Consider the following 20,298-nt stretch of genomic DNA (forward strand, 5'->3'; position numbering starts at 1 on the left):
AACTTGAGTAAACCCCAAGTCTATTTAGTTACTCAAAACATTTAAAGGAGAGCCATTGTATGCTCTCCTTTAAATCATTTCAGGAATTTCTTCTTATAGTAATCAGAAGAAACAACATGATAAATATTATAGAGTGAATATTCTTCACCATTGACTACATAAGTTAAACTAGAGATGTTAGGTTTTCCCACTCTTGTTTTTAACTGGATACATTTATTCGATACTTTCTCTAATGATTTCAACTCTTCACCATATACCTTAAAGTCATATGCTTCTATAGACTGTGTAAAGTTCACCTTGTAAGTATAGTCTGTAGGGAATGACTTAGGACTTGGATACTCACCTTTTCCATGATGTTCACCGAGTATATCTGGGGCATTAGGGTGATTAAAATTAATATGATGAACATCTTTAATAGTGAACTTCTTATCATTAACTGTCACAATAATATCAAAAACATATTTTCCTGGTGGTGTATGAAGATTGACTTCCAGCTGGTGGACATTATCTTCATCACCACTTAATGATACATCAGCAGTAATATCTGGATTAGTTGTCTTTGCGGAAGTGGTATAAGAATCACTCTTGTCATGAGTATAAAAACGATAATAGAAAGAAGAATTCCCATCATTGCTTGTAGTAAAGATAGATGTATCTTCTAGATAAATCTTATGATCTACTTTCTTTGATGTACAGCCTTGAAAACAAATGCTGAACATTATGATTAATAATAGTAACTTGTTTTTCATAGATCATCATCCTTTCTATTAAAATAACTAAAGAATAATTTCAAGACTGAAAGTGCGTAAGTTTTCATTATAATCCCTCTCCTTTGTAAGTAAGCGCTTTTTATAATGTAATTATATATAAAGCATTTACTATATTCAATTGTAATTATGTTTTTTTTAAACTTACATTTTTATACATTGTTACCTTGTGTGTATCTGGTTCCAACACCTCTTGTTGTCTGTATCATTGATAGACCTAAAATAATTTTCCATTATCAGCAAGATGTCTCTCTTTATAGTTCATTAAAATAATTGCAATATATAGAAATACACTTGTTTAAAAAAATGTAAGCGCTTAAAATATAATTAAAGAAAGAGAAGTTTTTGTTAAAGAGATAACAATAAATGTAAGTGCTATCGCTAAGCTCAAGTGTTTCTGCAGAAGCATCTACTTCTACATTCTTACTGATCACTTACAATAACTCTTATATACCATAAAAGGACATGCATCTTGTAAAATAGGAGGGGAACATACATGAAAAATAAAAAATGGTATCGAATCATTATACTTATGTTAGGAATCTCGATTGTTTTTAATGGCTATTTATTTATTGAAAACCAAAACAAAGCAACAACCATAGTGCAGTTAAATAAGAAAAACAAAGAATTAAATAAGTATAGTCAATTATTTAAAAATGGGACAGATATAAAATTTGTAGATATTAAAGAAAGTGATGGTCTAATTTCTATGGCTTATCTATATCAAGATAAGGAGTTAATAGAAAGACACGGTATAGGAGTTATTATTGATAATACATACTATAAGATTGGTATAGGCCCTGATATCGGTACAACGTTGAATAATAATTCAAAAATCATAAAGATCACAGATGATGAAGTAATATTTACATTCAACTTAGATAATGATATGAAAAAAAAGCGTTTAACAGTTAAAAGTGAAAACAAGGATATTCATTTTAAATTAGAAGATATTAATTAAACTCAGAGGGATGAAACATCCCTCTTTTTTAGGTTTAAATTCTACATAATTTAGTATTGTAGTTTTTTCTTATAAACCCAATATCGTGATACAATAGAAACATCAATTAATAATGTACATATTCGATTGGGAGCTACATAAGGTGAAAATAGGAATAATAGATGATGATACTCATTTCAGCCAAGTCATAAAGAATAAGATAGAAGAAAATACATGCTTTAGTGAAAGTAGTATTGATGTATTTAATAATGATTTCAAATCACTTCAATTAAAAGATTATGATTATTTGTTTATAGATATTTTATTGATGAAGGATAATGGTATCACTATTGCGAAAAGTATAGATAATAAGAATACACGCATCATATTCATGTCTAGTAACGAAACACTTGTTTATGATTGTTTTGATATTGCGCTTTACTTCTTTATAAGAAAAACATCTTATGAAGATGATTTAGAAAGACTATTTATCAAGATAGATAAAGATCAGGCTGAAAACCATAAACAATATCTCGTTGATAAGAAAAACAATCAATACATTAATCTCAAGGATATCATCTATGTTCAATCTCATAGAAATACATGTATCTTTTACACAGAAGATAATGAATATGTTCAATACACAACATTAAAGAAATGTTCTGAAGAGTTATGTTCCAATGTAGCATTCTATAAAATAAACTCATACACCATTATTAATTTTAAATATGTTACTAAAATCAATAATCAAAATGTGACTCTTATGAACAGCCAAACATTTAATGTATCTAGAAAATCAAAAGATATTATTGAAAAATACCATTCCTATAGGAGGTACATACAATGATGAGTTTCTTATATTTTTGTTGTATAGAAGCATTACTGACATATCTCCTTAGAACAAATAAAACAGCTATTTTTATTGCATCTTTATTGATCAATTGTCTTCTTAGTATATTTACGAGTCATCCCCTATTACAGGATCTCTTGTTAATAGAATCTTTATGCTTCTTATTCTATTATTCAGATAGGCTGCTATCAGAAATTATCTTCTATCTTTCATTCTTAACTGTTATAAAGAATTTAGTTGTTCTATTACCAATATCCCCTATTGTTTCATTGATCATCTATATTCTTATTATCTCTACATTCGCTATTATTCAAAAGCTTTACCCTATCGATAATAAGAATCTTTATTGGGGATTACTTATGGCTATATCCTTAAGTACTCTATGTATTTATCATATTCTCTATAATGACTTTCTTAATATATTAGGCATAAACTGTAATCTCATTATTCTTATAACCCTTTTGATTACTATCATTATTTCCTATTACTTATTCCTTAGATATACCAAACTTAATCATGAACAACAGCTTCTTAACCAGGCTATTGATCATTTTAAGAATGATCAACAGAACTATGCCTTTATAGAAAAGAAAAACAATGAACTCTATAAGCTAAGACATGATTTAAAATACGATTACCTTCAAATGAAGGAATATGTAAAAAGAAAAGAATTTGAAAATGTGAATGAGATGATAGACAAAAGAATAAAGTCTCTCAATGATCATAATATGCTGATCATATCTGGTAATAAGCTGTTTGATTCATTTATTAATATGAAATTAGAACAGCTCAAACTCAACAACATTAAACCAGCTATTATTGTATCTATTCAGGATATATCATTTATAGAGGATGAACATTTGAATATCCTTATAAATTATCTGTTTGATATCGCAATAGATTGCATGGAAAATAATGAATTAGAAGTAAAAATAACGGAAGACCAATGTGCCTTTGAAATCACATTGTATATGAATGATGCAAAAGAAAGAATCAATCAAATGAAATATGATACTCTTGTATTAATACTGCATAAATATCATGGAAGCTTACAAGTACAGCATGCTGGTGCATCACTCTATATCTCTACTCTTATACCTGTTTCATAACAGGTATTTTTTGTTTATTATCCTCATAAATCGGTCAAACGTCCTCAAGATATTATTTATTTTTTTAAAGGTTGTATGATTGAAATAGGAGGAACACTACTATGATTGAGATGAAACATTTAAATATAAATTTTGGTAATCAAGTCATATTCAATGATGCTCATTTTAAAACATGTCCTGGTCGAATCACTGGTATTATTGGTAAAAGTGGATGTGGTAAAACAACATTCCTAAAATCATTATTATACCAGTACAAAGATAATCTTCTTTATGTAGATAATGTAGCTATCAATAATTCTAATAAAAAAGATTATCTATTAAACAAGGTGTCTTATATTGATCAATTTGGGACATTCTTTGATAACATGAAAGTATATGAACATTTTGAATTTATTAATCACCTACAAGAAAGCCAATATGATCAAGCCAAAATGAATAATATGCTTCATCTAGTAGGATTGGATCTTATAGATCCATCCTGCTATCCTTCTTCTTTATCTATTGGGCAGAGAAAAAGATTCTTAATAGCGTTATCCATGTATAAGGATGCATCCATCATTATTATTGATGAACCGACTGCTTCTTTAGATCAAGAAAATAAAGAAATCGTACTTCAATTACTCGAAAAACTAAAATCAGAAAACAAATATATTATCATTACAACTCATGATGAATATCTAATAAATCATCTAGACATTACTTATAGAATAGAAAATAGAATTCTTGTATGTGATCAAAAAATAGATGAAATAAATCAATCTATTCAACTCAAAAAATCGAACATCAGCAGCTATCATAAGTACTTCTTCTATAAGAATAAAAGACAATGGTTTCAGTTTATCCTTGTATTACTTCTAGGTTTTATTATGACTATCTCTATTTCTACTAACGTAAGTGATAGTCTATTACAGGAAAATAAGTTATCAAGTGGTATAAAACAAGCCAATAAAGCAGAATTATATACAGGTAAGATGAATGATTCTTATATTGCGAATGGTGTAGATAGTTATTATATCGGTGATGCAGAGGTAAATCTTGATATAAGTACTGAGGAATTGAATCATATTAAATCAATCAAACATGTAAAGAGTGTTTATCCATTTGATGTATTTGATACAATCAATCAAATGGAAGATGTAAGCAAAGGTACTGTTTATTATCAAGGAAGTAAAACACAATTTGATTATTTTCAGGAAGGGAGTCCAATGGTCGTTCCCTATTACTCTTTCCAGAATATTAAAGTAGATGGAAAAGAACTTAAAGGAAATGCAATCAGTCAATCATTCGCAAGAAAGCTAGGTATAGATGAAAAAGAAAAGAACTTTAAGATATCTATAGATGTATATGTTCCAGTCCAACAATATACTTATCAATGTGAAATTGATGATTCTAAAACATTGGGTACTTTATCACAGGTTCTTACTAAGAAAGTAAATCTTGAAATAGAAATCAATCATATTATTTCAACAGATGATTATTATAATGAATTTCTTAGTGCTGGATATGTTGTACTTATGAATGACAAATCATTCTATACTATTTTAAATCAATACAATAACCAGACTCCTGATAGTTTACTAGATGCCAAAGAATACGATGCAGCTATTACTCCTTATCAAAGTAAGAATTATGTTGTAGAAGTAGACCGTATTAAGAACTTAAAAAGTGTTGAAAAAGAAATATCTCAGATTTCTAATAATTTCATTACTTATGATCAATATAATTCAGTGACAGATATGGTTGATGTCTATAAGGAAGAAAGAAAAGGAAGATACATTTTTATGGCTGTAGTGATATTAATCGCAATATTCCTTTATGTTCTTGTACAAATGAATGCATTGGATGATAGAAAGAATGAAATTAAATTGTTGAAGGTTTATGGTTTAAAGAATCAAACAATTTGTTCTTTAATGAATGATAATATGATTGTACAATCCATCTTATCTCTATTACTCAGTATTCCTGGTTTCTTTGTGATTAATCGTCAGTCAATGACTATGAGTTTATTACTATTTATGATTATTCAAATCGGTGTGACTTTAGTTATTTGTTTCTTATATATATGTTATAGTCAATGGTTTGTAAAGAAGGTGGATTTATGATTGAGATGAAGAATATCAATCTATCTTTTAAGAATCATGTATTATTTAAGAACCAGAATATAAGTATTCCGTCTTCTCAAATTACTGTAATCACTGGTGAAAGTGGTTCTGGTAAATCTACTTTATTATTTGAACTCGCAGGATTAACACATTATTCCAAGAATGAGTTTTATACTGACAGTAATGATTATGGTTTTGTATTTCAGGATTGTAGATTATTTGATGATTTAACAGCAATACAGAATATTCAACTATTTAGTGAGCTTGCTGAAGTTCCATTTCATAAAGATCAAATGATGAAGCTATTGGATGAATTAGATTTAAATATTGATTTAAATGGAAAAGTAGATATTTTATCTGGTGGTCAAAAACAGAGATTACTTATATTATGCTGTATGATGAAGAATCCGGATATTATCTTTCTAGATGAGCCTACCGCTTATCTAGATACGATCAATAGAGAACATATGAGAAAGATTATTCATGAATTATGTCATAGATATCATAAGACAGTTGTGATTGCGACACATGATATGGGGATGTTGGAGATTGCTGATATACATTACCATATAGAGCACCAGCAGATTATATTAAAGAAAAAATCTTATACAGAAATCAACAAAATAGAACCTAAAGAACATATTCATACAAATCCTGTTACCCATTACTTAAAGGCTGAGAAGTCCAATAGAATCCATTATAAAAGAAATATTGTGATAAGTGTTATGATGATCATAGTGACATATATGATGTGCTTTCAAGCTTATTATCAAAAAGAAACAGACACTATGATTAATAAAGCAATTGATAATGAATTAAGGATTTCTTATAAAAATGGTGGTAATGCTTATGATATAAGTGGTCAGCCTATTCCTAAAACACTCATTCAAGACATATCCAACAACAGTATAGTTCAAAGTATTCAGCCATTCTTCCAATGGAATGTCTTAAATACGCAGGAGACTATTGTCATACAACCTTATTATGGGAATATGAAAACGTATAAGACTTATACAAAACAATCATTCAGTATTGAGAATAAACAACTCAATACTGATCATGTCTATATTTCTTATTCTCTCTATCAAAAACTAAACAAGAATATCCATATCACAGGTATTCTTCAAATACCTACAAGTAATACCTACACCTTCAATAAGATTCCTTTTGAACTCGTTAATGCGAATGTCACAGATAAAGATATTCATAACCGATATACAAAAACAACAGAAAACATTATTTATATATCTCCAAATCTATATCAGAAGATAGTAAATCAATATACACAAAACAATACATATCAGTCCAATGTCTATATCATCAAAGTAAACTCATATAAGAACATTCAATCTGTAACTGAATTTATTAAAAAACATGATTCTGATATAAAGGTCTATAATCCTGTTTCTTCTGCAATATTAAATAAAACAACTACATTTGGATTTGAAATGATACAGCAGTTCTCTATGATTATGTTTGTCATGTTTATGAGTACATGTTTTATTATTGGAATATTTGATATTGTTTCTAGACGCTATCAATATGCACTACTATTAGTGAATGGACTTAATAGATTACAATGTCTACAATTAATATTGAAAGAAAGATCTTCTTATTGTCTGTTATCTATCATTCTATCTATGATTTCAGTCTTATCTTTATTCTTCTTCCAATATCATATATTACCTTCTATAATGATAGAACAAGCTATTTCTATCTTAATCCTAGTGAATTCAGTTATTCTAATTATTCCTTGTTTGACTTTTATTGTATTAATGAGATCAAACAATGAAGGAAATCTATTAAAGACAAGTGAGTGATGATTATGCAAAAACTTCCCATTATTATAGTCACTGTAGGATGTATTATTACTGGTCTTATTGTAAGTATGACTCCTGCAGTGAAAGTTGTGAATAATACCACGTATTCTTATTTCAACTATGAACTTCTCGGTATTGGTTTTGCGATTATTTTATTGCTTGGTATTATCTCCTTATGGTTTATAAAAAGAAAAGGAAACTAATCACATATTAAATTCGGAGGGTAAACATCTCTCCTTTTCAATACTCGAGTTCTATGCTTGTATGATATAATTCTTATGTGGAACAATCGTATACGGTAGGTGGTTATCCTTGGTCTAAAAGACGAAGGTACGCACCCCTTCGTGATTCTTCTCTTAAGTTGAAAACGGATGTGATGCCTGATGACAACATATGAAATAATCATGACCATGTTAACATGTTTAACACTGATCATACACTTGTTGTTAGATTACTTCTTATCATTATTGATAAGAACGCAAAAAAATAACTACCTCACTCCCTGGTAAAGTTTGAGGTAGTTATTTTCTCATTCAAAATCCAAGGACAACCGCTTACTGGTTGTTCCTTCTTCGTATTTATTATAGTTTTTACTCAAATCAAAATCAACATATGCGAATTATGGCTTATAGAAAGAAGGTTTGATTTGTGAAAAAGATATTTTTGATTATTATTTCTCTTATTCTTTGTGCCTGTCACACTACACCTCAATTAGAAGGTACATGGACATGTGAGAAATCTCCATTAGAAAACAAAGATATCTATACTGCATATCTTACATTAGAAATAGATAAAGACTTATCTTTTAACATGTATGATGCAGAAGCAGGTAATCCTGTAATAAGAGGAAAAATGATCAAGAAAGATGATACACTTACTCTCCAATGTGATCATCTTGATGATTTTGATCCACCTGCTTCATGGGAATCTATGAAGACAACTGAAACAATTCAATATTACTTTAAGAATAATAAACTGTATCTAAAGTATAATAACTCTACATTAGTGTTCTACAAGAAATAGAAGATTACATCTTCTGTTTTTTTATGCTTTTAACTAATGCTCCAAACAATACAATAAGTATAATGGCTGAAAGCCAGAACTCTACTTTCATTTCTACAAGTATAAAACCAACTGAAAAGAGACTGATTAATTGATCAAAGTATTCAGAGATGTTATTAAAGACAGGAATCATCATCATAGCACCTGTTTCTATCATGATGATAATTAAGCATAATACAGTAATTACTATATGATTGATATGACATACCTGAATAAAGAAATAAAGGTTAATCACTGCAATAATATTTAATATATGAATCAACTGCCCTTTTGGATTCACAAGATAAGAGAGATATCTTGTACTGAATATAATATAAACAGGAATATAATAAGACAACATTGTCATACTTTCTTTATAGTCCCCTATTCTATAGGCAAGATAGAAGATGAGTATTCCTACAATGATATCAATGATTAATCCAATCTTACGATTTCTTCTTTTCTTATACAGTTTCATCTCTTCTAGAGTAAGAGGTGGAAGATGATATTTTTCTCTTTTACGATTGAATTCTTCATTCTGCTTCTTAAGTATATCATTCACATAATCATTCGATTGTGATTGTGCTTCTTCACTATAGTAGCTGATTGTATTTTGATGTGTATATGTATAATACACTTGATAGAGAGTACTGATAATAAGAAGCACTATACTAATAATAAGAGGAATCATATAAGGAACTGAAATAGACGGTAATATGAATACAAGAGCCAATACAATATAATCTAGTAGAATATTATATCGCTTGTTTTTTATAATAAGATCAATAAGAATAATCAGGATTGTTGCTTCTATAACCTTTCCGCCTGCATGAGATGTTGGGGTAAGAATAAGATAGAATACATAGTTCCATAAGAAGATTGTGTATCTAAAGAAACTATTGATCCATGTGGTTTTCTTTCCTTGATCATGAAAATAATTCTTAATAAATGTATCATGATTTTCCTTAATAAGTGTATCTAATTCTTTATGGTTCATCTGTGCTGTGATCAATAGATCTAACAAGCTCATAAGTATATCATTCGCATAGAATCCTGGGTAATGTCTCTCTTGTGCATATTGATATGCCTTGTCATAGAATGCCTGATAGTCTCCTGTTAATTGATTTCTTAATGTGTTATATTGTGCAATCATTCTTTATCCTCAAAAATCTTTTCTACAATACCTGTTATCTTATAATATGAGTGTTTAAACTCTCTCAAATGGACTAATCCTTCATCCGTAATCTTATAGTATTTTCTATAGGGTCCAGCTTCTGATTTCACCTGTCTACATGACAAATATCCCTTCTTAGACAAACGTGTTAATATCGGATAGAATGTTCCTTCTCCTACATTCTCAAAGCCATACTTCTCTAGTTCTACTAATAGTTCATAACCATATGTTTCCTTATGACTAATAAGAGTAAGAATACATCCTTCCAACATTCCTTTTATCAATTGTGTATCCATTATGTCACCTACTTTGTAATGCAAAGTATACACTACTTTGTATTGCAAAGTAAAGAAATAATACGTATTTAAAAAAAGTTCTTAAGTGTTTCTTAATTTCCACACAAATTACACATATTAGATATATAATACAAAATTGTTGAAGATATAAAGTTGAGGTAGAATAGAAATGAAAAAACGTCATTTAAGAAAGAGGGCATATGTCCTATTAGGCTGTATTGTCGTTTTAGTGCTTGGTCTAGGCATTTATTTTATGACACGTCCAGCTGTTAGCTTTAATGAAAGTACACAGGATATTGAAATCAATAGTACTTACAATCCTATGTCTTTTATTAAAAAAGTAAGAGGTAATAAGAGTGATGTGACTGTAGATAATTCTAAAGTTAACGTCAAAAAACTTGGAAAGTATAAGATTACTTATACATTAAACTATAAGAACTACGTATTAAATGTAGAAGTTGTAGATACTAAGAAGCCTACATTTAAGGTAGTGAATAAAGCAGTAGAAGTAGGTACTAAAGTTAAAGCAAGTGAATTTGTGACTGATATTAAAGATGAAACAAAGACTAAGACTTACTTTAAGAAAGATGTATCTTTTGATAAAGAAGGTACACAAAAGGTTACTGTTGTTGTAGAAGATCAGGGTGGTAATAAGACTGAAAAAGAAGTAAATGTGAAAGCTGTAAAGGATACTAAAGCACCACTACTTGCAGGTCTTCAAAATTATGATACGACAATAGGTTCTAACATTGATTTCATGAAGGGTATTACTGTAGAAGATGATTTTGATAAGAATCCTAAGGTATCTGTAGATAGCAGCAAAGTAGATTTTGGAAAAGCAGGTACTTATAAAGTCATCTATACAACTAAAGATAAGTCTGGTAATGAAAGAAAGTATACACAGACTGTTATTGTAAATAATCCACGTCCTGCCAATGCAGTTGCACCTACTGGTGAAAAGGTTGTTTATCTTACATTTGATGATGGACCTTCTCAGAATACTCAGCGTGTGTTAGATATTCTTGATAGATATCATGCGAAAGCAACATTCTTTGTGACTGGTAATGGTCAGAAATATAATTACTTAATTCAGGAAGCACATAAGAGAGGTAATACTATAGCACTTCATACTTATTGTCATGATTATCGTACTGTTTATGCTTCTACTGATGCTTACTTTAATGATTTAAATAAAGTAGGTGATATGGTTAAGGGTCTTATTGGATTTACTCCTCGTTATATTAGATTCCCTGGAGGAAGTTCTAATACAGTTTCTAGACATTATTCTGCAGGTATTATGAGTAATCTTACTAGAATGGTACAAGAAAAAGGTTATCAGTATTATGACTGGAATGTCAGCAGTGGTGATGCATCAGGTAATAATGTGCCTACTGCAAGACTTATTGCGAATGCAACAGCTTCTCGTAATAATCAGATCATGATCTTATTCCATGATACAGCTGCAAAGAATACAACTGTGGAAGCATTACCTAAAGTTATTGAACATTATCAGAGCCTTGGTTATACATTCAAGGGTATTGATGATACAACATTTACACCTCATCAAAGAGTATTAAACTAAAGCCTCATTCGAGGCTTTTTTCTTTACTTAAATTTTACATAGACTTAAGAAGAACTTTTTGTTGGTATGATAGACTAAAGACAAAAGAGAGGATGTCTATGATTTATATTACCGGTGATACACATTGTCCTTTTGATATCTCTAAATTAAAGCCTCATCATTTTCCTGAGGGACAGATACTTACAAAAGAAGATTATGTCATTATATGTGGTGATTTGGGAGCTGTATGGGATGATATGTTACCAGATTTATTCTGGCGTGACTGGTTGGATTCACAGCCATGGACTACATTATTTGTGGATGGCAATCATGAGAACTTTGAATTATTGGATGATTATCCTGTATCTCGCTGGCATGGTGGAAAGGTGCATTTTATTAAGGAATCTGTGATTCATTTGATGAGAGGACAGATTTATACAATTGATGGAAAGACATTCTTTACTTTTGGTGGTGGCTATTCATGTGATATAGAAACACGTGTAGAACATCGTTCATGGTGGCAGCAGGAATTACCTACGACTCAAGAATGGAATGAAGCACTCAATAACTTACTTCAATATAACTTTCATATTGATTATATTATTACGCATGATTGTCCATTCTATATTAAAGAACTTTTACATACACGTACTATTCCTTGTAACCTTGATGACTATACCCTTCCTTATCTTAGAAACATAGATGAAGTCATGGATGACATAGAACAACAAGTTACATATAAGTTATGGTTTTCTGGACATCTCCATATTGATCAAACCATTTATAAACATGTTATTCTCTTTAATACGATTTATTGCTTAGAAAGGTGATATATATGAATCAACGTAAAACTGATTTTCTTAATTACTTAAAACATTTAAGTGTAACTACCCCTGTACATCAACAGAATTTTATCAACAAATGGTATGATCTTTTTAGTATGTTGGATGAAAATCAATATAATTCTATTTCTATGGATCATTTAACTGATGCCGAATATTATATAATGAACTATTCTATTCCTCATGTAGGAAGCTATAAGGTTTATTTTAATATTGATCATGTGATTCAATCAGATGCTTATCAGACATCTTCTATTCAATCTATGACTGAAGATGAACTAGATAGAAATAGAATCAACCATCCTATTCCTTTTGATATGAACATCTACTTGTTAAATCAATTCCAATGTTCACAAAAGAATATAAAAAGCATTAAATATTATCCCGTTATTACTGATTCCTATATGAGTAATGGACTCTATACTGTCATTGATGGAAACCATCAACTAGAGATGTCATTAAGAGAACAAGATCTCGTTGAATTAAAGTATATTCCTTTCCATAAGTTAAAGAAGGAATGTTATGGCAATACGTTCAGCTATTTATTACATCATTTCATGAATGAAATGCATATAATTAGCTCTGATACACAATACTTACTCAACCAATATCCATTACAAGAAACAATTCGTATATAAAAATATGGTTCATGCTGGTGAACCATATTTTTTTATTTCTTATAAAATTGTGCATTGTTAATAGCTTCTTGAGCTTTTGATTGATAGATGACTGTTTGTTCATTTGTATTCATATCTAATTCTACAAGTTCATATACCTCAGCTCTTTGCCCTATGAAATAGATAATATTATCTAAAACAGTAACTATATTCATGGAATAATAGCCGCACTTTCCATCTAATAATTTCTTTTTTTCTTTTGTGTGACGATCATATCTCACCAAATCAAAGTTAGTAATAGATGTCTGTTTATCTGTTACATAGTATATATAATCTTTATCAATATAAGTACTATCAAGCTGTTTGTGATTTAATTTAAAAACATCTTCTGTTTTGTTTTTCTTCACAACAGTGAATGTAATTGGCGCATAAGAATCAACTTCATTTTTTATAATACCGTTATTATAATCATCTGTCAGTTTATAACTTAAAGACATTGAATAATGAGGTATAATTAATTCCTGGGTATCTGGATTATAATTTGTACATGTCGCAAAACTATCCTGATTCCAGTTTAAATAATTAATTTTATGTGTTTGAGTATTATAGATAGAAGGTACCATAGTATTCTTTTTTACCTTTTTTAAACGTCCTACAATAAACATCTTATGATCATCCAGTATTCTGATATCATTGATTGCATCTACATAGTCAATAAATTTAGATGTTTTATGAGTAGATAAAGCATATTGTTTAATATATGAATTCCCATATTCTTTATTATCGCTTCCTGAATAATATACTTTATTATTCTTATAATCATAAGTAGAAAGTGGGTACTGACTTTCATAAGGTTCTGAAGAAACCTTCTTAAGTTTTTTAGAAGTTAAATCATACATATAAGTATTGCTGGTAAATATGAATTCCTGATTCGTCGCATGAGTTGTGGTCATAGAAATATAATAATGAGATGATTCAGAGCATCCTACAGGCAGTGATAATAAAACTGTGACACTAAGTAAGTATTTTAATTTGTTCATAAAATTGCCCTCCCTTGCTCAAATGTAACCGCATACAATCTATGCTTTTATTATATTTATTTATTATATTATTTGCAATAATAATAGATATAATTTAAATATTTTGCTCCTCTCTTTTCAGAAATCATTACCTGGAGATTTTACATATTCAAATATATAGTTGATTTAAAATCAAAATCTTTACTATTAATACTACATCCCTTGATAAGCCTACTCAATGTAGGCTTTTTCTTTTGGTATCCTATATTTTTTGTTTATTATTCATATTTTCATGATATAATTTTTTCGAAAAAACATACTGAATAATATCGTAAGGAGATTTGTTTTGAAGAAAAGAATTATTTCAATTGTTTGTCTATTTTTACTCATCTCATTATTACCTGGATGTTCTTCAGATAAAGAAGAAGAGTCTGATGCGATTATTGTGAATGATCAGATAGGACGTCAGATTACAATTAAAGACCAAGTAAAACGTGTAGTGAGCACTTCATATATAACAACTTCTACATGCCTCGCATTAGGAGTAAGTGATCAGTTAGTTGGTATAGAAAAGAAGGCTTCTTCTAAAAGCATTTATCAAAAGACTGATCCTGATTTATTAGAACTACCTCAGGTAGGATGTGATGTCAGCCTTATCGCAAAGACTGACCCTGATGTAGTATTTATGATGAAAGAGAATGAGAATCTTATTGAGGATTTTGAAGAAAGACATATAAAAGTTATTGTGGTTGATCCTTCTAGTGAAAAGAAGTATGATGCCATGGTTTCTCTTATTGCGAAAGTTTGTGGTAAACAAAACAATGCGAAGAAGTCAAAGAACTACTATAGTACTAAAAAGAGTAAGATGAATAGTTTAGGTACTTCTAATAAGCATGTTTATATTGCTTCAAAACAGTCTATTTATAGACCTGTAACACCTTCTATGTTTCAAAGTACAATACTCAACATGGTACATGTAAAAAATGCTGCTTCTAGTATTAAAGGTGTAGACTACCCTACTATTGCGTTAGAAACATTATTAACTTTAAACCCAGATATGGTGATCATGCCTCGTAATGCTTCTTATTCAAAAGATTCTATTTATAACTATGAATTCTTCTCATCACTTGATATAGTGAAGAACAAGAAGATTTATATTATGCCTGATGTGGTTGAATCATGGATGGATCCTGTTCCTTCTCATATTCTTGCATCACTCTGGCTATCATATGTACTTCATCCTCATGATTATACATATGAGAATTATAAAAAGGATGTTATAGATTTTTATAAAGAGTTTTATGGTTTTAGTCTTGATGAAACACTTATCACAAAATAGAAAGGATAGAAAAAGATGTTAAATATTCAGGAATATGTAAGACCTCAGTCGCTTGAGGAAGCTTATGAACTCGTTCAGAACAGAAAAAACATTATTGTAGGTGGTATGTTATGGTTGAAGATGATGAATAGATCAGTTGAAAAGGCAATTGATTTATGTGATCTTCATTTAGATACTATCGAAGAAGATGATGAACAGTTTACTATTGGCGCAATGGTGACATTACGTCAGTTAGAAACTCATGCAGGATTAAATGCTTATACACATGATGCAATGAAGCATAGTGTGGAACATATTATTGGTGTGCAGTTTAGAAACTGTGCGACTGTAGGAGGTTCTATTTTTGGGCGTTATGGTTTCTCTGATGTATTATCTATGTTTATGGGATTAGATGCTTATGTAGAATTATATAACGGTGGTATTGTACCTATGAGAGAGTTTGCTTGGATGCGTCCTTCTCTTGATATTCTTGTACGTGTTATTGTAAAGAAGACACCTATTAAGGTTTGTTATAAGTCACAGAGAAATGTAAGTACTGATTTCCCTGTTCTTACTTGTTGTGCAAGTTATATGAATGATACTTATTCTGTAGTAATTGGTGGTCGTCCTTTAAAGGCAATTGCTTATGAGAAACAGATGGAATTAAATGATGAATCTATTGAAGCGTTTATTGAAGAAGTATCTTCTGAAATCAAACTTGGAAGTAATAACTTAGGTAGTGCAGAATATCGTCAGAAGCTTGTAAAAGTTCTTATGAGACGTTCATTAAAGGAATTGGAGGCACAGTAAGATGGAAATTACAATTACATTAAATGGAAAAACAATGACTCGTAGTATTTTACCTGATACTCTTCTTATTGATTTTGTAAGAAGTGAACATTGTCTTAGTGTTAAAAGAGGTTGTGATACAAGTAACTGTGGATTATGTACAGTATTATTAGACAATAAACCAGTTCTTTCTTGTAGTGTTCTTGCAGCTAGAGCAGCAGGTCATGAAGTGACTACTTTAGAAGGGCTACAGGAAAAGGCAAGACCTCTTGCTGAATTTATTGCTGATCAGGGTGCTGAACAGTGTGGTTTCTGTAATCCTGGATTTATGATGAATACAATCGCATTACTAGAAGAAAATAAAGATCCTAGTGATGATGAAATTAGAGCATTCTTATCTGGTAACCTTTGTCGTTGTTCTGGTTATGAAGGACAATTAAGAGGTATTAGAAACTATATTAATTACTGCAAGGAAAATGGAAAGGAAGTGTTAGGATGAGTCAGGAATTAAAGCAGGTTAATAAACCTATAAGAAAAAAAGATGCAATGAACCTATTATTAGGTAAACCTGTCTATGTTGATGATGTAACACCTCATGACTGTTTAATTGTAAAGCTTGTTCATTCTCCTCATGCTAATGCATTAATTGAGAGTATTGATACAGAAGCGGCTAAGGCAGTAGATACAATTGAAGCTGTTTATACTTATAAAGATGTACCTCAGAAACGTTTTACTATGGCTGGCCAGACTTATCCAGAACCTAGTCCTTATGATCGTTTAATCTTAGATCAGAGAGTAAGATTCGTAGGTGATCCAGTTGCGATTGTTGCTGGTTATGATGAAAAGAAAGTAGATGAAGCATTAAAACTTATTAAAGTAAAATATCAGGTAGAAGAAGCTGTATTAGACTTTAGAACTGCTAAAGATAATCCTATTCTTGTTCATCCTGAAGATAATTGGAAAGCATTATGTCCTGTAGGGGCAGATAATAAGCGTAACTTAGTAGCCACTGCAGATGAAACACATGGTGATCTAGAAGAAGTATTTAAATCATGTGATCATGTGATTGAACGTACTTATCATGTTCCTGCAGTCAATCAGGCAATGATGGAAACATTCAGAACTTATTGTGAAATTGATACTTATGGTCGTTTACATGTCATTAGTTCTACACAGATTGTCTTCCATGCACGTCGTATTCTTGCGAATGCTTTAGATATTCCTAAGTCTATGATTCGTGTTGAAAAGCCTCGTATTGGTGGTGGATTTGGTGCGAAGCAGTCACTTGTGACTGAAATCTATCCTGCATTTGTTACATGGATGACTAAGAAACCATCTAAGCTTATTTATACACGTACTGAATCACAGATTGCGGGTAGTCCACGTCATGAAATGGAAGTCACTACTAAAGTGGGTGCTATGAATGATGGTACTATACGTGCCATTGATGTATATACATTATCTAACTCTGGTGCCTTTGGTGAACATGGTCCTACAACTGTAGGTTTATCAGGTCATAAGTCTATTCCTCTTTATACAAATAATCTAGAAGCGTTCCGCTTCCATTATGATGTTGTTTATACAAATAGATTATCTTCTGGTGCATATCGTGGATATGGTGCGACTCAGGGTATTTATGCATTAGAAACATGTGTCAACGAATTAGCTGATATTTTACATATGGATCCAGTAGAAATCAGAGAAAAGAACATGGTACGTCAGGGTCAGAAGATGGATGCCTACTATGGTGAAATTGCGGATAGCTGTGCATTAGATAAATGTATGGAACGTGCTAAGAAAGAATTTGACTGGGAAAACCGTAAGACTCCTACTGTAATGCCTGATGGTCGTATTAAGGCAGCAGGTGTTGCAATGGCAATGCAGGGATCAGGTATCTCTGGTGTCGATGTTGGGTCTGCTACATTAAAGTTAAATGATGATGGTTCTTATATGCTAAGCATCGGTGCTGCAGATATGGGTACTGGATGTGATACTATTCTTGCCCAGATGGCTGCAGAAGAATTAGAATGTGATGTAGACAATATTGTTGTTTTTGGTGCAGATACTGATGCTTCTCCATATGATTCTGGTTCTTATGCTTCTAGTACAACTTATGTTACTGGTATGGCTGTAAGAAAAGCGAGTGAAGAGCTCAAAGAAAACATGATGAAAATTGCTGCCAATAAGTGGGAATGTGATCCTGAATCATTAGTATTTACTGGTAATACAATTGATAATCCAGCAACAAATGAATCATTTACACATATGGATATCGCAACATTCTCTCAGTGTGGTAATACAGTCCCTATCCAGGTAACATGCACTCATTCATCTAAAATTTCTCCACCACCATATATGGTAGGTATGGCAGAAATTGCATTAGATAAAGAAACAGGTTCTGTAGAAATACTAGATTATGTAGCTGTTGTAGACTGTGGTACTGTAGTAAATACTAATCTTGCAACTGTACAGACTGAAGGTGGTCTTGTACAGGGTATTGGTATGGCATTATCTGAAAGTATTACTTATTCACCTAAGGGTGGTTTAACAGAAAATAACTTCATGACTTATAAGATTCCTACAAGACTTGATATGGGTCATTTACGTGTTTATTTTGAAAGCAGTTATGAAAAGACAGGTCCATTTGGTGCAAAGTCTATTGGTGAATGTGTCATCAATACACCAGCCCCAGCCTTATGTGCTGCCATCCACAGTGCATGTGGTGCATGGGTGAGAGACCTTCCAATGACACCTGAAAAGATTGTTATGGCTATCGATGAATAAAACATATATTATATATCTTGCATCAGGAAACAGCAGACGTTTTAAAGAAAACAAACTGCTGTTTCCTTTTCAAAATAAACCGTTATATCAACATGCATTAGATCTCATATTAAAGGAATATGATCATGTGATTGTCGTATCACAATATAATGAGATACTACAATATGCGTCTCAAAGAGGCGCTACCAGCATTTTATGTTTAGAGAGTATTCATGGCCTCTCTTATTCTATTAAGGCTGTTGTGAACTATTTAAATACGTTAGAGAAGCCATTTAGAATGATCTTCATGGTCGCTGATCAGCCTTATATTTCTATGAATACTATAGACAAACTGATGCATACAAAGCATAAACTTGCCAGTTGTGCTTATAAAGATAAAGTAGGCAACCCTACTCTATTTGATAGTTCTTATATTCCTGAGTTACTTCTATTAAAACAAGACCAAGGTGGAAGAAAGGTATTAAATAAGCATCCTGATGAAGTAGAATATATACAAGTAGAGAATATAAGAGAACTCTATGATATAGATTATCAAGAAGACCTGAAGCAACTACAATAGTTGCTTTTTTATTGCATCAAAAAAGCCCCTCTTTCGAGAGACTTAAGTGTTACATATGTTTCTTTGCAAAGTTCCAAGTATCTCTGCACATATCTTCTAGTGTCTTTTCAGCCACCCATCCTAACTGTTCTTTTGCACGAGTAGGATCTGCATAACATGTTGCGATATCACCAGCACGTCTTGGCTTGATTTCATAAGGTACTTTTACACCATTAACCTTTTCAAAAGCCTTAACGATTTCTAATACACTATATCCTTTACCTGTTCCTAGGTTACAGATATGAACACCTGGTGTTGCATATTTTTCAATTGCAAGAACATGACCTTTAGCTAAGTCTACAACATGGATGTAATCACGTACACCTGTTCCATCTGGTGTGTCATAGTCATCACCAAATACACCTAAGCAAGGAAGTTCACCTGCAGCCACCTTCATGATATAAGGCATAAGATTGTTAGGAATTCCCTTTGGATCTTCTCCTAATAATCCTGATTCATGGGCACCAATTGGGTTGAAGTAACGAAGAAGTGTAACAGACATTTCTGGTACAGCATGCTGTACATCTGTTAAGATTCTTTCCATCATAGCCTTTGTAGAACCATATGGGTTTGTAGTCTGTCCTAATTCACAGTCTTCAGTTAAAGGTACAACCTTTGGATCTCCATATACTGTTGCACTTGAAGAGAATACAATTGAAGGGACATGATAC

The 20,298-nt window shown here is 31.0% G+C and carries 20 protein-coding genes; 15 read left to right on the top strand and 5 right to left on the bottom strand.

From position 1 onward, the window contains the following. Window positions 1–74: 74 nt before the first annotated feature. Window positions 75–749, bottom strand: coding sequence for a hypothetical protein (locus tag QVO42_RS04435; protein WP_022424964.1), 675 nt, complete (start codon window positions 747–749; stop codon window positions 75–77). Window positions 750–1,263: 514 nt separating this feature from the next. Here QVO42_RS04435 and QVO42_RS04440 point away from each other — a divergent pair. The 7 genes from QVO42_RS04440 to QVO42_RS04470 all read left to right on the top strand — a co-directional run bounded on the left by QVO42_RS04440 (window position 1,264) and on the right by QVO42_RS04470 (window position 8,611). Further along, a complete protein-coding gene (locus QVO42_RS04440) occupies window positions 1,264–1,728 on the top strand; it encodes a hypothetical protein (protein ID WP_022424965.1) in 465 nt (154 codons plus the stop codon). Between the two features lie 142 nt (window positions 1,729–1,870). Then, complete coding sequence (locus QVO42_RS04445; RefSeq protein WP_022424966.1) at window positions 1,871–2,554, top strand: LytR/AlgR family response regulator transcription factor; 684 nt, start codon at window positions 1,871–1,873, stop codon at window positions 2,552–2,554. Continuing rightward, window positions 2,551–3,666, top strand: coding sequence for a hypothetical protein (locus QVO42_RS04450; protein ID WP_022424967.1), 1,116 nt, complete (start codon window positions 2,551–2,553; stop codon window positions 3,664–3,666). The genes QVO42_RS04445 and QVO42_RS04450 overlap by 4 nt, the downstream gene beginning before the upstream one ends. A 101-nt stretch (window positions 3,667–3,767) precedes the next feature. Then, window positions 3,768–5,768 (top strand): ATP-binding cassette domain-containing protein, encoded by a 2,001-nt coding sequence (locus QVO42_RS04455; RefSeq protein ID WP_022424968.1) that lies wholly within the window; start codon window positions 3,768–3,770, stop codon window positions 5,766–5,768. Further along, on the top strand, window positions 5,765–7,588 hold the full coding sequence (locus tag QVO42_RS04460; protein ID WP_022424969.1) for an ATP-binding cassette domain-containing protein: 1,824 nt from the start codon (window positions 5,765–5,767) through the stop codon (window positions 7,586–7,588). The genes QVO42_RS04455 and QVO42_RS04460 overlap by 4 nt, the downstream gene beginning before the upstream one ends. 5 nt (window positions 7,589–7,593) lie before the next feature. Beyond that, a complete protein-coding gene (locus QVO42_RS04465) occupies window positions 7,594–7,791 on the top strand; it encodes a hypothetical protein (RefSeq protein WP_288163836.1) in 198 nt (65 codons plus the stop codon). Window positions 7,792–8,236: 445 nt separating this feature from the next. Further along, the gene (locus QVO42_RS04470; RefSeq protein WP_022424971.1) at window positions 8,237–8,611 is read left to right on the top strand and encodes a hypothetical protein; all 375 of its coding nucleotides are present in this window, start codon (window positions 8,237–8,239) and stop codon (window positions 8,609–8,611) included. A gap of 4 nt (window positions 8,612–8,615) precedes the next feature. Here the strand turns inward: QVO42_RS04470 and QVO42_RS04475 are convergent, their stop codons facing one another. Then, window positions 8,616–9,782, bottom strand: coding sequence for a hypothetical protein (locus tag QVO42_RS04475; protein ID WP_022424972.1), 1,167 nt, complete (start codon window positions 9,780–9,782; stop codon window positions 8,616–8,618). Further along, window positions 9,779–10,099, bottom strand: coding sequence for a PadR family transcriptional regulator (locus QVO42_RS04480; RefSeq protein WP_022424973.1), 321 nt, complete (start codon window positions 10,097–10,099; stop codon window positions 9,779–9,781). The genes QVO42_RS04475 and QVO42_RS04480 overlap by 4 nt, the downstream gene beginning before the upstream one ends. Before the next feature lie 169 nt (window positions 10,100–10,268). On the opposite strand from QVO42_RS04480, the gene QVO42_RS04485 reads away from it, so the two are divergent. The 3 genes from QVO42_RS04485 (at window position 10,269) to QVO42_RS04495 (ending at window position 13,140) form a co-directional block, all read left to right on the top strand. After that, entirely contained in the window at window positions 10,269–11,681 is a 1,413-nt protein-coding gene (locus QVO42_RS04485) for a polysaccharide deacetylase family protein (RefSeq protein ID WP_022424974.1), read from the top strand. Between the two features lie 98 nt (window positions 11,682–11,779). Further along, window positions 11,780–12,490: a metallophosphoesterase family protein gene (locus tag QVO42_RS04490; RefSeq protein ID WP_022424975.1), complete on the top strand. Its 711-nt coding sequence runs from the start codon at window positions 11,780–11,782 to the stop codon at window positions 12,488–12,490. A gap of 5 nt (window positions 12,491–12,495) precedes the next feature. After that, window positions 12,496–13,140 carry a hypothetical protein gene (locus tag QVO42_RS04495; protein WP_022424976.1) on the top strand — a complete coding sequence of 215 codons (645 nt, stop codon included), beginning with the start codon at window positions 12,496–12,498 and terminating at the stop codon, window positions 13,138–13,140. Between the two features lie 32 nt (window positions 13,141–13,172). Here the strand turns inward: QVO42_RS04495 and QVO42_RS04500 are convergent, their stop codons facing one another. Beyond that, window positions 13,173–14,159 carry a hypothetical protein gene (locus QVO42_RS04500; RefSeq protein WP_022424977.1) on the bottom strand — a complete coding sequence of 329 codons (987 nt, stop codon included), beginning with the start codon at window positions 14,157–14,159 and terminating at the stop codon, window positions 13,173–13,175. Window positions 14,160–14,484: 325 nt separating this feature from the next. Between QVO42_RS04500 and QVO42_RS04505 the strand changes: the two genes are divergently transcribed. The 5 genes from QVO42_RS04505 to QVO42_RS04525 are packed head-to-tail and all read left to right on the top strand — an operon-like array spanning window position 14,485 to window position 19,588. Continuing rightward, a complete protein-coding gene (locus QVO42_RS04505) occupies window positions 14,485–15,477 on the top strand; it encodes an ABC transporter substrate-binding protein (RefSeq protein ID WP_022424978.1) in 993 nt (330 codons plus the stop codon). Window positions 15,478–15,492: 15 nt separating this feature from the next. Continuing rightward, window positions 15,493–16,266: an FAD binding domain-containing protein gene (locus QVO42_RS04510; protein WP_022424979.1), complete on the top strand. Its 774-nt coding sequence runs from the start codon at window positions 15,493–15,495 to the stop codon at window positions 16,264–16,266. A gap of 1 nt (window position 16,267) precedes the next feature. After that, complete coding sequence (locus QVO42_RS04515; RefSeq protein WP_022424980.1) at window positions 16,268–16,744, top strand: (2Fe-2S)-binding protein; 477 nt, start codon at window positions 16,268–16,270, stop codon at window positions 16,742–16,744. After that, on the top strand, window positions 16,741–19,029 hold the full coding sequence (locus QVO42_RS04520; RefSeq protein WP_022424981.1) for a xanthine dehydrogenase family protein molybdopterin-binding subunit: 2,289 nt from the start codon (window positions 16,741–16,743) through the stop codon (window positions 19,027–19,029). The genes QVO42_RS04515 and QVO42_RS04520 overlap by 4 nt, the downstream gene beginning before the upstream one ends. Then, a complete protein-coding gene (locus tag QVO42_RS04525; protein ID WP_022424982.1) occupies window positions 19,022–19,588 on the top strand; it encodes a nucleotidyltransferase family protein in 567 nt (188 codons plus the stop codon). Before QVO42_RS04520 ends, QVO42_RS04525 begins: the two co-directional genes overlap by 8 nt. A 49-nt stretch (window positions 19,589–19,637) precedes the next feature. Here the strand turns inward: QVO42_RS04525 and galE are convergent. Further along, on the bottom strand, window positions 19,638–20,298 hold a 661-nt coding region (gene galE / locus QVO42_RS04530), incomplete at its 5' end, for a UDP-glucose 4-epimerase GalE (RefSeq protein ID WP_288163839.1).

The organism is Catenibacterium sp. CAG:290 (assembly GCF_000437715.1).
Taxonomy (GTDB): domain Bacteria; phylum Bacillota_I; class Bacilli_A; order Erysipelotrichales; family Coprobacillaceae; genus Catenibacterium; species Catenibacterium mitsuoka_A.